Genomic DNA, 14,227 nt, shown 5'->3' with positions numbered 1-14,227 from the left:
ATCGTGTACTGTGTGTGCTACGATATAAATAAGTTAATACTCGTCAGGAGACTTGGAGAGACCATGGACCGCTCGGCATCCGCCGCAGCGATGTTCGTGGTCTTTTTTTGTACCTTTTGATGATTCCCGGTGTCAGATTGCATAGCAGACATGTACAAATTGGAGGGATAGATGATGGGAGAACAAGGATTTGCTGCACAGGAGAGAACGGCTGTTTTAGAACGTATGGGGCGTGAGCATTTTGATATTTTAATTATTGGCGGCGGCATTACAGGGGCGGGAATTGCGCTGGATGCGGCGGATCGTGGTTTGAAGACTGCGCTGGTGGAAATGCAGGATTTTGCAGCAGGCACATCCAGTCGTTCTACCAAGCTGGTGCATGGCGGTCTTCGTTATTTGAAGCAATTTGAAGTGAAGATGGTAGCCGAGGTTGGGAAGGAGCGAGCTATCGTATTTGAAAATGGTCCTCATGTGACCATTCCGGAGCGTATGCTGCTTCCTTTTCACCAGGGGGGCACATTTAATGCGTTTACCACTTCTGTCGGGTTGCTAGTGTATGATTTTCTCGCTGGCGTGAAGCGTAGTGAGCGCCGCCGCATGCTGGACATTCAAGCTACGCTGGAGCGCGAGCCTTTGCTGAAGAGAGAAGGGCTGAAGGGAAGCGGCAGCTATGTGGAGTACCGCACAGACGATGCTCGCCTGACGATTGAGGTGATGAAGGAAGCCGTTACACGAGGGGCCCTGGCTGTGAACTATGCCAAGGCTGACAAGCTGCTGTATGACAGCGGACGAATAAGCGGTGCCAGTGTAACCGATCGGGTAACGGGGAAGTCATACGAAATCAGGGCTTCGCTGGTCATTAACGCTGCCGGGCCTTGGGTAGATACGTTGCGGGAAATGGATCGCTCCAAAGAAGGAAAGGTGCTTCGCCTGACAAAGGGGATCCACCTGGTATTCGATGGTGAGCGCTTCCCGCTTCAACAGGCAGTGTACTTCGATACACCGGATGGACGCATGGTATTCGCGATCCCGCGTGACGGCAAAACCTATGCAGGTACAACCGACACGGTGTATGAGGGAGATACGGCGCATCCTCGGATGACTGCCGAAGACCGGGCGTATGTGCTTCAGGCGATCAACGGGATGTTCCCGGATGTGAAACTGAAGGTTACAGACGTGGAATCCAGTTGGGCAGGGGTACGCCCGCTTATTTATGAAGACGGTAAAAGCCCTTCAGAGATTTCACGCAAGGACGAAATTTGGGAATCCCGTTCAGGGCTGATCACGATTGCAGGCGGCAAGCTGACGGGCTACCGGAAAATGTCCGAACTCGTCGTGGATCGTGCGGTACGGGAGCTGGGCCGCTTGCATGGGCAGAGCTTTCGGGCATGCCGCACGAGGCAGATCCCGATTTCGGGCGGCAGCGTAGGCGGCTCGGCAGGCTGGGACGCTTTCGTGAGCAAGCAAGCCGCAGCGGGCGCCGCGCTCGGCCTATCGCCGGAAACCGCGAGAGCCTGGGCTGTTCGCTATGGTTCTAACGTGGAGCGACTGTTTGCCATAGCGACACGGAGCATGAAGAACGCCACCGAGACGGAAGCGGCGCTGCCTGTGGAAGTACGTGTTCCGCTTCTGTACGCGATGGAACAGGAAATGACGGTGACACCGTCTGATTTTTTTATACGCCGAACCGGGGCGCTGTTCTTTCAGATTGACGAAGTGAAGCGCTGGAAGCAGGCTGCCATTGCATTGATGGCCGAACATGCAGGCTGGAGCCCCGAGCAAGAACGCCAATATATGACTGAGCTGGATGCTTACCTCTATGAAGCGGTGACACCTGTAGAGGTAGAGGCAGAACCTGGCGCCGTTAAAGCCATCTGATACAGCTTGAAGGATGCATATCCTTGATCGCTCCGCTTCTCTACAATCATTCCGTTCTCACCATTGCTTTAAATGAAAAGGGCATACAAAACAAAAGCAGCGATTCTCTATTCATAAGAGAATCGCTGCTTCTTTGTTTTACAGATGGCTTATAGCATCAAGTGGAACAGGAACGGCGCAGCCGCTAAGGTAAAGAGAGCGGCGAGCACCATCGAGATGCTGGAGATGGTACCTGTCAGCGAACTGAACTCGAATGCTTTGGAGGTACCTGTACCATGAGCGCCGGTGCCGAGCAATACCCCGCGTGAAACTTCATTTTCGATACGGAACAGCTTGACGGTCATCGGACCGATAATAAGACCGCTCAATCCGGTCAGAATAACGAATACAGCCGTGACTGTCGGATTACCGCCAATCGTTTGCGATACATTCATCGCAATAGGCGTCGTAATGGAGCGAGGAATCAGGCTGCTCAGCAGCGAGGAATCCAGGTGCATCCACTTGGCGAGCGCCATGGAGGACAGCACGGCTACGACAGATCCAGACAATACGCTAAGTACAATTTGAGCGGCGTGTTTCTTTAACACAGGGAAATATCGGTATAAAGGGACAGCAAATGCAATCGTAGCTGGCTGTAGCAGCATGGATAGCAACTGAGCGCCTGAATTATAAGAACGGTAATTCACACCCGTCAGTGTCAAAATCAAAATAATAACAACAGGTGTAATGAGCAATGGGGACATATACACCTTGGGCAGTGTGCGGTACATGCGTTTGGCCATCCAGTAAATAGCAAGTGTCAATACAATACATAGAAGACCGGTCATGATGATTTATGCTCCTTTCGTTTACCAAGCAGACTGGCGATCATACCTGTGCAGGCCATCACCAGGAAGGTGCCGAGCAGTACGACCAGCATAATGCTCATGCCATCGTGTTCCAGCATCGGCCAATAATTCATAACACCAACAGCGGAGGGAATAAAGAATAATAGCAGTTCGGCCAGCAACCAGTTTGCGCCGACCTCGATCCAGCTTAGTCGAACCACACCCGTTTGCAGCAGAACAAAGAGAATCAGCATACCGACGATACTACCAGGTATAGGCAAGTGGAGCCAGGAGACCAGCGCGTTCAGGATGAGCGAAAAGGCCATCAGGACGGCGATCTGAAGGACACCGCGTATGAAGCTTTTCATATATAAAGTCTCCTATCTTTGAGATCTGTTATTTTCAAACTGTAATGAAATTTTACATCACAAGCTTTCATGAGTAAAATGCATATAAAGAATGAAGTCTATTCCGTTTATCTATGGAAGAAGGTGTAGCTTTGGATATCCGACATTTGCAATATTTTCTGGAAGTCGCGCGGTTGCGCAGCTTTACGAAGGCAGCCCAGAGCATGTTCATTACTCAGCCGACGATTAGTAAGACGATTAAAAGCCTGGAAGAAGAATTGGGAGTTACTTTGTTTGATCGCATTGGCAAAAGAATCGTACTGACGGATGCGGGCAAGGTCATTGAGCTTCAGGCACAAGCGATTGTAAAGTCCTTTCAGAGCCTGTCCTCGGAGCTGAGTGATTTGATGAACCTGAAAAAGGGACATATTCGCATCGGCTTGCCTCCTATGGTCGGGTCTAGCTTTTTTCCGCGTGTCATTGGTGAATTTCATAAGGCTTTTCCCGATGTAACTATTCAATTGTTCGAGGATGGGGCTAAAAAAGTGGAGCAAGACGTAGAAGCTGGAGCACTGGACATCGGCGTAATTGTGCTGCCTCCGGTTGGAGATATGTTCGAGACATTTCTATTTGTGGAGGAAAAGCTGAATTTGCTCGTTCATCCCACGCATGCACTGGCCGAGTGCAAGGAGGTGCCGTTATCTGCGTTAGCAGAGGAGGCATTTGTGCTGTTCCGTGAGGATTTTACGCTGCATGACCGTATCATTGCCGAATGTGTTCGTGCCGGCTTTCAACCGCGTGTAGTCTACGAAAGTTCTCAATGGGATTTGATCAGCGAGATGGTTGCTGCCAACCTGGGAGTAGCGTTATTACCTGAGGCGATATGCCGAGATCTGGATTCCGAACGTTTGCGTATTCTTCCGCTCGTTGACCCTGTCATTCCTTGGCATTTGGGGATGATCTGGCGGAACGATCGATATCTGTCCTTTGCTGCCCGAGAGTGGATATCCTTCACACAGCGATTGTTGCGGACAGAATATGGCGGGAGTCGCCGATGAGAAGGACGGATGCAGCTTAGATCATAAAAAAGCTGCCCTGAGGGGCAGCGATGTAGCTTGCTTTTAGGAGTGTGTTTGGTTTATTGCGCGCTTGGTGTGAAGGTACTTGTCCATAATACGGTCAAGCCTGGAGGATTTGTCCAATACACGTTCATCTTTTAATCCGTGTAAGTCAGCCATGCGATTCAGTTCACGACGCTCTTTTTCCATGAGTTTTTCCAATTGTTCGAGGTTCACAAAGCCCACCCCCCATGTCGATTGTAAGGCATGTCTCCACTAGCGGCAGAAGTTTTTTGATAACGATGTTATTTCCATTTTACCACTTTTTATTAACATTAATCCAGCTTTCCTGACATTTAGCGACTAATAATTATGGTTTTGCCAACTTTACCCGATTGCGTCCTGATCGTTTGGCTTCATATAACGCTTCGTCTGCCTTTTCCAATAAACGCCTCGATGCAATAGCAGGAGAGCTGCCTGCTCCGATGGATACGGTTAAGGAGATTATGGTCCCGTCATTCAAGAGAAAACATTCATTTTCCACAGCTTTTCGAATCTTCTCGGCAAAGCTTGCCGCCTTTTCGGTATCACAATCTCCGAGTAGAATTGCGAATTCCTCTCCGCCTTTACGGGAGGGGTATGCTCTCGTTGTAGATTCCCGATTTAACAAAATTCCCAGTTGGCTTAAGACGGCGTCTCCGTTCAAATGGCCATACGTATCATTAATTTCTTTAAAGTGGTCAATATCTAGCATCACAAGTCCAAAGGGTTTTTTTGTAGCCTTGGAAGCATGAAGTACCTCTTCGAACAGCGCATCAAAAGCACGCGGACTGTATAGTCCGGTTAAATGATCGCGGTTCGCAGCTTCTTCCAGCAGGTGAATAGCCCGTTCTGTTTTTTTGATATGGGACATCATAAAATAAGTGAACAAGCCGCCAAGAATCTTTACGGTTGTGATTATTATGATAGATTCTAGGTTAGGGGGATTATCCACAAAAAAGGCGGATAACAGCGACACAACAACAGCCCCAAGCACGGCTGACATCCATTTGCCGAGTGCTAGCTTTTTTTCCCGAATAAAGATAAGTGAAAGGACTAGTGTCATGAAGCAATTAACCGTAACAGTCAGAGTAATATCCGTCCATCCCCCTGTGATGTAAATACGATACAGGATGACGATCAGGGTGGTCAGCAGACCGGATACCGATCCTCCTATATAAACAGATATGATAATTGCCAATTGGCGCAGATCAACCACAAAGTATCCACGGATCCATAAACCGGTCATCATTAACAGAATGCCAAACACGCCCAGCATTAAACCGTTTAATATCTGATGAATGAGTGCATGATTTGTCAGGTAACGTTCATATTTCCGGGAAAATAAATTTCCGAAGAATAAGAAGCTCGTTAATAACGCAAAATTGTTAATTAATTCTTTTAACATATCCCTGTCCTTTATGCTGTAATGTGAGTTGTAGTATCGTTGGGAATAAAGTAAAAGGCCTCGTTTCTATATTTCGGTAAAAAGTAGATATGAATGAATACCCATCGACCACAAACGATTCTTATGTCCCTTACGTTTCGTTGATCTACGTGGTACAGTGTAAGGACTATGACCGGAACGGGTGATCGTATGAAGGAACCAATTCACATTTCGGTGCGTCCACTTGTGGAATATGTGCATCGGAGTGGCAGCATTCAGAGCGGTTTTCGCTCGAATAGCAGTATGCAGGAAGGAACTCGCGTGCATCAGGCTATCCAGAAGAGTTACAAGGAGCATGATCGCAAAGAGGTACATTTGCGTACAGAAATTTCATATGAAGGTGAATTATTTGTCATTGAGGGCCGCTGTGACGGATGGATTGAGCTGGATGGCGTATGGACGGTGGATGAAATTAAATCGATCTCTCAGCCCCTCGAAGATATTCAGGGAGACGGCCAGCCTGTGCACTGGGCGCAAGCATTTCTGTATGCCTATATGATTGCTCGTGAGGAGCAGCATCATTCCATGCAGGTTCAACTTACTTATGTACAGGCACACAGTGAACATATTCGTCGCTTTAGACGGATACTATCCTTTGCGGAGTTGGAAGCTTATGCTCAGGAAATGATTGCTAGTTATGCACCATATGCATTCCTGCTGAGAGCACATGCGGAGAAGAGGGATGCCAGTATTGCTAGGTTGAATTTTCCCTTTGACACGTATCGTTCGGGTCAGCGAACTTTAGCGGGCTCGGTGTATAAGACGATTGCCGAAGGAGTCAACTTATTTGCCAAAGCGCCCACCGGTATCGGTAAAACGGTATCCACCTTATTTCCTGCGATTAAGGCGATTGGCGAAGGGCTGGCTAGGCGAGTATATTATGTAACGGCTCGTACCACGACTCGCGCAGCAGCTGAAGAGGCATATGCCCGAATGCAGGCCCAGGGGCTGCATATGCATGTGGTAACGCTGACGGCCAAGGATAAAATTTGCTTCAAGGATGAGCATGATTGTGATGCTGGGGCATGCAGCATGTGCGAGGGTTACTACGACCGGATCAACGGTGCGGTGTCCGATATTTTGGCGAATGAGACGTTAATGACGCGGACGGTGATTGAGCATTATGCGCGCAAGCATAAGGTATGTCCCTTCGAGTTTTCGCTAGATGTGGCGTATGCCTCGGATGGTATAATCAGTGATTATAATTATGTTTTTGATCCACGGATTTCTCTGAAAAGATTGCTGGAGGAGCACAAACGAAAAGGTGTTGTACTGGTGGATGAGGCACACAATCTGGTGGAACGCGGACGGGACATGTTTTCGGCGGAAATCCTGAAATCTTCTTTTTTGGAACTGAAAAGAGAATTTAAGTCGATAAACACGGAGATTGCTGCAGCTGCGAGTGCAGTGAACGCACAGATGATTACGCTGCGCAAGCTGCATGCAGATACAGGGAAAGCAGTGGAATCAACAGCGCCGCAAGAGGTGCTGGAACTGTTGGTGCCTTTTGTGGAAGCCGCTGAACGCGAGCTGGTGACAGGGAGCAATACAAGCCGTGCAAGCAGTGAGGGGGCGGCTTACGCATTGCTTCTGGATACGTATTTCACCGCTCAAAATATGCTGCGAATGGCTGCTTTATATGATGAACGTTACGTTACTTATATTGAAGCAGGTCGCAGTGAGGTGAGGGTCAAACTGTTCTGCCTCGATCCTTCACACCTGCTGGGACAAGCTGTAAAGAATTACCGCTCGGCTATTTACTTTTCCGCAACGTTGACACCGCTTGCTTATTATCGGGACATGCTCGGAGCAAGCGAGGAAGACTATACATTACAGGTCCCTTCCCCTTTTCATCAGGAGCAATGGGATGTACGTCTGCTGCCGCTCTCCATCCGTTATCGGGATCGTGAGCGTTCCAAAGGGGCGATTGCGGATATGCTGGCTGGATTGGTGGCGGAGCGGAAAGGGAACGTCCTTGTGTTTTTTCCGTCTTATCCGTATTTGCGAGAGGTATATGAGGAGTTCATGCTTCGGGGCGTGTCTGCAGATACGCTGGTACAAAATCCAGGTATGACCGAACCGGAGCGGGATCAGTTCCTAGAAGCTTTCCAGCCTGGGCAGGAGCGCACTCTGCTTGGCTTTGCCGTATTGGGTGGTGTGTTTGCTGAAGGTGTCGATTTACCAGGTGATCGCCTAAATGGGGTAGTAGTCGTCGGCGTCGGCTTGCCGCAAATTGGAGCGGAGCGGGATGTGCTGCGGGATTATTTTTCGGAACAGGGACGGAATGGTTTTAACTATGCGTATGTATATCCGGGGATGAATAAGGTTCTTCAGGCTGGTGGCAGACTTATTCGCACAGAGCATGACGAAGGGCTGCTGGTGCTGGTAGACGATCGTTTTGCCAAGGAACCCTATGCTTCTTTGTTGCCAGATGAATGGAAAAGCTACCGTTTGATGGAACAAGCGGGATTAAGGAAGGAATGGATGGACTATGAATTTTAATTTTCATAATGACTCCATACGCGGGGTGCTGCGTAGCTTTGGACATGAGGATGCCGAAGTAGATAATATAGAGACTTTTGTGACATTTGCGCGCTTGGCTAACGGTATTTTCAGAGAGATGGATACAGATTTGACCAAGTTAGGGGCTTCTCAGGGCCGGATTATCGTTCTTAGCCTGTTGCATTGCCATGCACCGCATCGCATGACACCATCGGAGTTAGCGGAAAAAGCGGATGTCACGCGCGGGACCATGACGGGGCTGATCGACGGTCTAGAGCGAGATGGAATGATAGAGCGCGTGGCCCACGAGAGTGACGGACGGATGGTAACTGTTGGATTAAAAGCGGCAGGACGAGAACTGTTAAGCAAAATAGTCCCTTATTATACGAAGCTCATCCAGTCGTGTATGTCCGAGTTTACGCCACAGGATCATAAGATGATGAAGAGTTTGCTTGGAAAAATGAAAAACGGTTTTGAGCGTTCGTTGCCGAAATGCTGAATTCCTGGTGTCGGGAATAAGGAATAGGAGAGGGAATATGTTCTTTTATACAGATGAGGTCTATGAAGCCCGTGATTTTGGCTCGATGGATGCCAGAGAAGGCGAGTGGAGAAATTGCGAGTTTACCCGATGTCGCTTTCGGGGTGTAGAGATGAATGAGTCTCTTGTAGAAGGCTGCACCTTTGTGGACTGTGATTTTACCGGGGCTATCCTGAATGCATCTCACTACAAGGAGTCGGCGTTTACCAATTGTCTATTCACTAGCGCGAACCTGTTTGTGGTTCGGTTTGATAACTGCAAGCTGGTAGGTTCAGATTTTGCGGGGGCCAATATGGATGGTATTACGATTACGGGCGGAGACTGGTCTTATACGAACTTACGTCATGCAGATTTAAGGAAACAGGATTTGCGAAAAATACGATTCAAAGAAGCGGACTTATCCGAATGTAATCTGGAAAAGGCAGATTTGCGGGAGGCGGATCTTACCCGGGTAAGGCTGCACAAAGCCCATCTTCAAGGAACAGACCTGCGCGGTGCAAAGATGGATGGCGTGAATTTTAAAGATCTGAACATCACCGGAGCCAAGCTGGATATCGAGCAGGCCGTAGCAGTGGCACGTTCTTATGGAGCCAAGGTAGATGGCTAAAAGCACGGAGATACAGGAGCGTTCTGACCTGTGTTACCCCGTGCTGAGAAGTGGAAGAATACTAAATCTGAAAGTTTAATCTTTATGGGAAGCTGGTAGTAGCGGGATCGCTGCGTCCGGATTCTGATTTGGCAAATGGTTAACTCCTACGGGTTCTAGAGGTTGCTGTGGTACCGTCCAGTTACGTGCCGTATCTGCGGTCGTTTGCTGCTCCAGCAGACGTTTGGCCACTTCGTAGCAATCATCGACATGCCGATTGCCAATAGTCCTCATCGCAGTAAAACCAATCGCTGCGGCTAGTCCTTGCCCCAGTAAAGGGACAAATTTGCTAACCTGCTTGGTGGCGATCCGAATGCCCATTTTCTGTAAAATCTTCACGATCGCTTCTCGGGTGATGAGTCGCCCGATCAGCTTGCTGCCGATTGAAGTGATAAAGCCATACACCATCGACTTGGTTTCCGCATCCAGACCATCCAGCTGCTGCTCGGATAATCCGAATTTTTCATTAATGGCAGGCAGCAGCTGCATCAAAATGCCGACATCAGCAAGAACGTCAGCCCCCGGAATCGGCACCAATACAGCTCCTCCCGAAGCTGCCGCTCTTTTCATTACCATGGATTTGCACTCTTTGCGGATCTGTTCCAACTCTTCTAGGGTTCGGGCTGTCATATGCATCTCTCCTTCATACGATTCCGATTATGACCTATGATTCTACCCTGTTATTACACACATTTCTACCTTTATTAAGCATGGAGCCAACAAAAAAATCCCTCATCCAGGCGCTATCGCACATTTACTCCTGTGTAGCGATCAGGCATAATGAAGGATGGTTGCCGATAAGAACAAGCCTGTTTTACGGGGATAAAGGAAGGAAGAGACAGATGAGTCAGACAAACGTTTATTTTAATCATGATGGTGGAGTGGATGATCTAGTATCCCTGTTTATGCTGCTTCAGATGGAGCAGGTTCATTTGACTGGAGTGTCCGTTATCCCAGCAGATGGTTACCTGGAGCCAGCGACGGATGCCAGCCGCAAAATTATTGATCGTTTTGGACAATCTAAAGGCCCTGTTGAAGTCGCCAAGTCTAATTCACGCGGTAAAAATCCGTTTCCTGCCGCTTGGCGTTTACACTCCTTCTATGTAGATGCATTACCCGTGCTGAATGAATCAGGACGAATGGAAGCGCCGCTTTCATCTCTGCCAGCTCATCAGCATCTGATCGAAAAGGTACGCGGAGCTGAAGGCAAAACGTTGTTGCTATTCACTGGACCGCTAACCGACCTGGCTCGTGCGCTGGATGAAGCACCGGATATTGAAGCCAAGATTGAAAAGCTGGTATGGATGGGCGGCACCTTTGAAAAAGGGAATGTAGAGGAGCCGGAGCATGACGGTACCGCAGAGTGGAATGTGTTCTGGGACCCGGAAGCGGCCTATCGGGTATGGCAAAGCGGCATCACCATTGATCTGGTTGCGTTGGAAAGCACAAGCAAAGTGCCTTTAACCCCAGCGGTACGCAATCGTTGGGCTGCCGAGCGCCGATATGAGGGCATTGATTTCCTGGGCAATTGCTATGCAGGATGTCCTCCGCTCGTGTATAGCGAGACAAATTCAACCTATTACCTGTGGGATGTGCTGACCACTGCATCTGTAGGACGCCCGGACATTGTCAAGAAAAAGACGGTGCATTGCAGCGTTATCGCAGAAGGCCCAAGTCAGGGCAGAACGGTGGAACAGGCAGATGGACGCCCCGTGAACCTGGTATATGATACAGACCCGGAAGCCTTCTTTACGTATATGGCCGATTTGGCCAAGCTGGCTGCTCCCAAACGTTACTAAGCCTAACGCTTTACAGGCGTGCGGCCTAAAGTGATCATACTGTCTAGTGTGTATTCATAGCTAAAACCCGTGACGTTATCCGTCACGGGTTTATTACTATAATTTGCGGTCCCATATGATTGCAAACCTACTGCTGTTTCAGGCTGACTCCTGGTATATTTTCAGGGTGAACTGGAGCTTGATCTCCGTCCCGCTACCAGGCTCGCTAACCCCTGTCATTGTACCATTCATTCGTTTCAACAACTGTTTGGTAATCTGCCAACCCAAGCCGGGATTGCCATATGAGGGAGAGGGCCCGAGGTCATGCTCCAGCCACATTTTTAGTTTATTTGGAGATATACCAATCCCCGTATCCTTTACTCTTACTTCCAATTTAGCCTCAGGCACATCGGTCACGGACTGGGTATTTGCAGATAAGGTGACTGATCCCGTGCTTGTAAATTTCACTGCATTATCTACCAAATTAATCAGCATACGGCGAATTTTAGCCTCATCCCCGATAAAAATAGGCGAGCTGGCAAGATTCCAATCCAACCTCAATTCCAGATTCCGTTGCGCAGCTACCTCTGTGTACAAGCTCAACACATTTTCCATCATCGTTCTCAGATCAAATGGATCTTCAATATCATCGACTTGCCCGGATTCAATTTTGCTGTAATCCAAAATATTATTCAACAGCATCATAAGCGAGCGACTGCTAGCTTCCATAATGCTCATATATTGCTGTTGCTCCTCTGTTAACTCCGTGGTCATCATCAGATCCGTAGCTCCCCATATTTCAGTGAGCGAAAAACGAATTTTGTTACTCAGGGAAGAAATCAAATCCAGCTTGCTCATGGAAGAAGCTTCTGCATCGATCTTGTCTTTTTCCAGTTCAACCACATAACCCAGAAATACAGCCATAGCCTTGAGAACTTTCATTTGTGTTTCAGTCAATTGTGCAGACGGCGCATCCAAAATACAAATGGTTCCATACCCCTGGCCATTTTTCATACGTATGGGTATTCCCGTAAATGAGTGATTTCCAATGGTTTTAGTCACATCTAAATCACATGTATGCGGATGAGTAGACGTTTCCGAAATGGTGAGGTGATCCTCAGAATGGTTCAGCACCAGACTGCAATAGCTAAGCTCAAAAGGAAGCTCCTCTCCATTACGAACCAGCACTTCTTCCCGGTTAAATGAATCTACAATTACATTTGTAACCCCGTCATTAGAGGCAATAAAAATGGTATTAACATGTAAAACATCACTCAACACATCAATGACATGCGCGGTAGCCTCTTGAATACTATTATAAAAACCTGTAGGTGAAGTAGTCATATGTCTCCAATCTTGATGCAAAGTGGTGGTTATCAAAACTCTAATAGTTTGTGTACCCCATTCCTGTTCCTCGAATGTTTCGTTGGAGCGTATCCTTAATTATACATCATTATTTCGTTATAAACCTGAGTCTTACTGCTTCCAATTACCTATTCGTTTGCACAAAACTTCATGTCGTAGGCCGAATGCTAGCCTTTCTGGGAAGATTTTTGTTTGTATTATTACACATTCACGAAAAATTATGATTATTTTCATTCTGTTTTCATAAATTCATATGTAATCTCATGATATGAAAATTGTGTAATAAAATAGGAGGATGGAACCAGTAATATCATGTAAATATTCTATATAATAGGTTCAGAGGTGGGATTATGAATAGACGGGGAGCCCTAGATCACTTCCATAAGACCTATGCGGAAGAGATGTTGCATGATAAATTACGTCAGGTAGCGGTCTGTACTTGTTTAAGAATAAGCAAATGAAAGCCACTGCATCTCCTGCTATTACCTTCAAAGCACTTCAAAATGCCCAAGATAGTCATGTTAATAAGATTAAGAAATGGACAGTAATGGACGAACGATAAGCTGAAATTCGAAAAGAGGAAACGAAGTGTACAAGCTAAGTTACGGTTATTTTGTTATATTCATTTTTTTGGCTTTAGGAGTAACCGCATGTAGTCTCTCAGACATCAATACTTATAACAATGGGAAAACAGCTACTGCTAAAGCAAAGCAAGAAAGCACTAGCTACTATCCAGATAAAAAAGCAGACAAAGCCAAAAATGTTATATCTGCTGATCCTAAACCCCTTCAGGACGACGACTTTGAGGTCTCATATCGATCACATAAGATTGATAAGAATACGGATATTAAAGAACTTATCCATAAGTGGGGTTACAGTGAAGGATTTGAAGCTAACAATAGAGGATATAATAGTGGGAATGGAACATATAGAAGATGGAGTCTGTCCTATCCTAACTATGAGGAGCCAGAAATAAGATTTGTAGTTTTATCTAAGATTGAACTTGAAGGGGAGGAACTGGTGGATGGTGAAAGCTATTTAGTAGCCGTGAGTTTGGAGAATCCCAAGTTTAAAACCAAAAGAGGATTGAAGATTGGTGATACACTTGGCAAAGTACTACAACTTTACGGGCAACCAAGTATTGTGAAAAATGGTAATGTGATGTACTCCAAAGATGGCCAACATTTGAGTATTAATTGGGATACTAAAACAAAGAAAGTAAATAATATTTTTATTGAATATAATATGGAGAAATCTGTAAAGCAGCAACGTAGTGCTGATTATGTAGAAGAGGATGCTCAGCCCGACCCTGATCTAGAACCATATACTATTCAGAGAGAACAATCATTTACCACCACTCTTAATGGATGGGGAGAAGTAAAGTTTATATCCACTTTAAAAGATGAGGATACGAGTGATCTGATTCAAGCAAAGTTTTTTTTGGAAGTTAACAGTGACAAATACGTGGAAAACAAGATTCTGTACGAATTCCCCGAATTTTATGGTAACAACGGTAAAATGATTGATAGGATCAAAGCAGTAAGTTTTAAGGATTTGAATCAGGATGGACGTACGGATATTGTTATTATTGCTGATTATATCACCGGAGTTAATGCACACGGAATAGAGACACTGCCTGTCGCAGGGATTTACTTTCAGAAAAAAGATAACACATACACTACCCTCCCTGAATTGGATAAGAGAATCAATCAAACTGGACATAACCGAACACTTCAAAATGTCATTCAATACGTAAGAAAACAACGGATAAACGTGCAATAGGTAATGCGAAAAGGGAGCTT

At 46.8% G+C, this 14,227-nt stretch carries 13 protein-coding genes; 7 read left to right on the top strand and 6 right to left on the bottom strand.

Going from position 1 to position 14,227, the window contains the following annotated elements; genetic code table 11:
• The first annotated feature begins 174 nt into the window (after nt 1-174).
• Nucleotides 175-1,878, top strand: coding sequence for a glycerol-3-phosphate dehydrogenase/oxidase (locus ACQQ6X_RS14295; RefSeq protein ID WP_305166129.1), 1,704 nt, complete (start codon nt 175-177; stop codon nt 1,876-1,878).
• Nucleotides 1,879-2,027: 149 nt separating this feature from the next.
• On the opposite strand, the gene ACQQ6X_RS14290 is transcribed toward ACQQ6X_RS14295, so the two are convergent.
• Both ACQQ6X_RS14290 and ACQQ6X_RS14285 read right to left on the bottom strand, forming a co-directional pair.
• Entirely contained in the window at nt 2,028-2,705 is a 678-nt protein-coding gene (locus tag ACQQ6X_RS14290) for a CidB/LrgB family autolysis modulator (RefSeq protein WP_063207107.1), read from the bottom strand.
• Nucleotides 2,702-3,073, bottom strand: a complete 372-nt coding sequence (locus tag ACQQ6X_RS14285) for a CidA/LrgA family protein (RefSeq protein WP_063207104.1) — start codon at nt 3,071-3,073, stop codon at nt 2,702-2,704. Before ACQQ6X_RS14285 ends, ACQQ6X_RS14290 begins: the two co-directional genes overlap by 4 nt.
• 131 nt (nt 3,074-3,204) lie before the next feature.
• On the opposite strand from ACQQ6X_RS14285, the gene cidR reads away from it, so the two are divergent.
• Nucleotides 3,205-4,110, top strand: a complete 906-nt coding sequence (gene cidR, locus ACQQ6X_RS14280; protein WP_331709494.1) for a cidABC operon transcriptional activator CidR — start codon at nt 3,205-3,207, stop codon at nt 4,108-4,110.
• Between the two features lie 63 nt (nt 4,111-4,173).
• Here the strand turns inward: cidR and ACQQ6X_RS14275 are convergent, their stop codons facing one another.
• Together ACQQ6X_RS14275 and ACQQ6X_RS14270 are read right to left on the bottom strand one after the other, a co-directional pair.
• Nucleotides 4,174-4,347 carry an aspartyl-phosphate phosphatase Spo0E family protein gene (locus ACQQ6X_RS14275; protein ID WP_013312483.1) on the bottom strand — a complete coding sequence of 58 codons (174 nt, stop codon included), beginning with the start codon at nt 4,345-4,347 and terminating at the stop codon, nt 4,174-4,176.
• 133 nt (nt 4,348-4,480) lie between these two features.
• A complete protein-coding gene (locus ACQQ6X_RS14270; RefSeq protein WP_305165869.1) occupies nt 4,481-5,557 on the bottom strand; it encodes a diguanylate cyclase in 1,077 nt (358 codons plus the stop codon).
• A 168-nt stretch (nt 5,558-5,725) separates the two neighbouring features.
• Between ACQQ6X_RS14270 and ACQQ6X_RS14265 the strand changes: the two genes are divergently transcribed.
• Genes ACQQ6X_RS14265 through ACQQ6X_RS14255 form a run of 3 tightly spaced genes read left to right on the top strand, consistent with a single transcriptional unit; the run spans nt 5,726 to nt 9,243 of the window.
• Nucleotides 5,726-8,098 (top strand): ATP-dependent DNA helicase, encoded by a 2,373-nt coding sequence (locus ACQQ6X_RS14265; RefSeq protein ID WP_305165868.1) that lies wholly within the window; start codon nt 5,726-5,728, stop codon nt 8,096-8,098.
• Nucleotides 8,088-8,597 (top strand): MarR family winged helix-turn-helix transcriptional regulator, encoded by a 510-nt coding sequence (locus tag ACQQ6X_RS14260; protein ID WP_305165867.1) that lies wholly within the window; start codon nt 8,088-8,090, stop codon nt 8,595-8,597. The genes ACQQ6X_RS14265 and ACQQ6X_RS14260 overlap by 11 nt, the downstream gene beginning before the upstream one ends.
• A 37-nt stretch (nt 8,598-8,634) precedes the next feature.
• Nucleotides 8,635-9,243, top strand: a complete 609-nt coding sequence (locus tag ACQQ6X_RS14255) for a pentapeptide repeat-containing protein (RefSeq protein WP_305165866.1) — start codon at nt 8,635-8,637, stop codon at nt 9,241-9,243.
• A 75-nt stretch (nt 9,244-9,318) separates the two neighbouring features.
• Here the strand turns inward: ACQQ6X_RS14255 and ACQQ6X_RS14250 are convergent, their stop codons facing one another.
• Nucleotides 9,319-9,912 carry a hypothetical protein gene (locus tag ACQQ6X_RS14250; protein WP_305165865.1) on the bottom strand — a complete coding sequence of 198 codons (594 nt, stop codon included), beginning with the start codon at nt 9,910-9,912 and terminating at the stop codon, nt 9,319-9,321.
• A 212-nt stretch (nt 9,913-10,124) separates the two neighbouring features.
• Here ACQQ6X_RS14250 and ACQQ6X_RS14245 point away from each other — a divergent pair, with 212 nt between their 5' ends.
• Complete coding sequence (locus tag ACQQ6X_RS14245) at nt 10,125-11,081, top strand: nucleoside hydrolase (RefSeq protein WP_063207086.1); 957 nt, start codon at nt 10,125-10,127, stop codon at nt 11,079-11,081.
• A gap of 138 nt (nt 11,082-11,219) precedes the next feature.
• Here ACQQ6X_RS14245 and ACQQ6X_RS14240 read toward each other — a convergent pair whose 3' ends face one another.
• Complete coding sequence (locus tag ACQQ6X_RS14240) at nt 11,220-12,404, bottom strand: sensor histidine kinase (RefSeq protein ID WP_305165864.1); 1,185 nt, start codon at nt 12,402-12,404, stop codon at nt 11,220-11,222.
• Between the two features lie 609 nt (nt 12,405-13,013).
• On the opposite strand from ACQQ6X_RS14240, the gene ACQQ6X_RS14235 reads away from it, so the two are divergent.
• Nucleotides 13,014-14,207 carry a hypothetical protein gene (locus ACQQ6X_RS14235; RefSeq protein WP_305165863.1) on the top strand — a complete coding sequence of 398 codons (1,194 nt, stop codon included), beginning with the start codon at nt 13,014-13,016 and terminating at the stop codon, nt 14,205-14,207.
• The last annotated feature ends 20 nt before the right edge of the window (nt 14,208-14,227 follow it).

This window comes from Paenibacillus ottowii (assembly GCF_050516475.1).
Taxonomy (GTDB): Bacteria; Bacillota; Bacilli; order Paenibacillales; family Paenibacillaceae; genus Paenibacillus; species Paenibacillus ottowii.
The sequence above is the reverse complement of the archived record's forward strand: the minus strand, read 5'-3'. Positions and strand labels throughout refer to the sequence as shown.

Bases quoted from the DNA above. Each gene is read 5' to 3' on its own strand.
- ACQQ6X_RS14240 (WP_305165864.1), bottom strand. From the start codon at position 12,404: ATGACTACTTCACCTACAGGTTTTTATAATAGTATTCAAGAGGCTACC.
- ACQQ6X_RS14265 (WP_305165868.1), top strand. From the start codon at position 5,726: ATGACCGGAACGGGTGATCGTATGAAGGAACCAATTCACATTTCGGTG.
- ACQQ6X_RS14290 (WP_063207107.1), bottom strand. From the start codon at position 2,705: ATGACCGGTCTTCTATGTATTGTATTGACACTTGCTATTTACTGGATG.
- ACQQ6X_RS14250 (WP_305165865.1), bottom strand. From the start codon at position 9,912: ATGACAGCCCGAACCCTAGAAGAGTTGGAACAGATCCGCAAAGAGTGC.
- ACQQ6X_RS14245 (WP_063207086.1), top strand. From the start codon at position 10,125: ATGAGTCAGACAAACGTTTATTTTAATCATGATGGTGGAGTGGATGAT.
- ACQQ6X_RS14285 (WP_063207104.1), bottom strand. From the start codon at position 3,073: ATGAAAAGCTTCATACGCGGTGTCCTTCAGATCGCCGTCCTGATGGCC.
- ACQQ6X_RS14295 (WP_305166129.1), top strand. From the start codon at position 175: ATGGGAGAACAAGGATTTGCTGCACAGGAGAGAACGGCTGTTTTAGAA.
- ACQQ6X_RS14255 (WP_305165866.1), top strand. From the start codon at position 8,635: ATGTTCTTTTATACAGATGAGGTCTATGAAGCCCGTGATTTTGGCTCG.
- ACQQ6X_RS14270 (WP_305165869.1), bottom strand. From the start codon at position 5,557: ATGTTAAAAGAATTAATTAACAATTTTGCGTTATTAACGAGCTTCTTA.
- ACQQ6X_RS14260 (WP_305165867.1), top strand. From the start codon at position 8,088: ATGAATTTTAATTTTCATAATGACTCCATACGCGGGGTGCTGCGTAGC.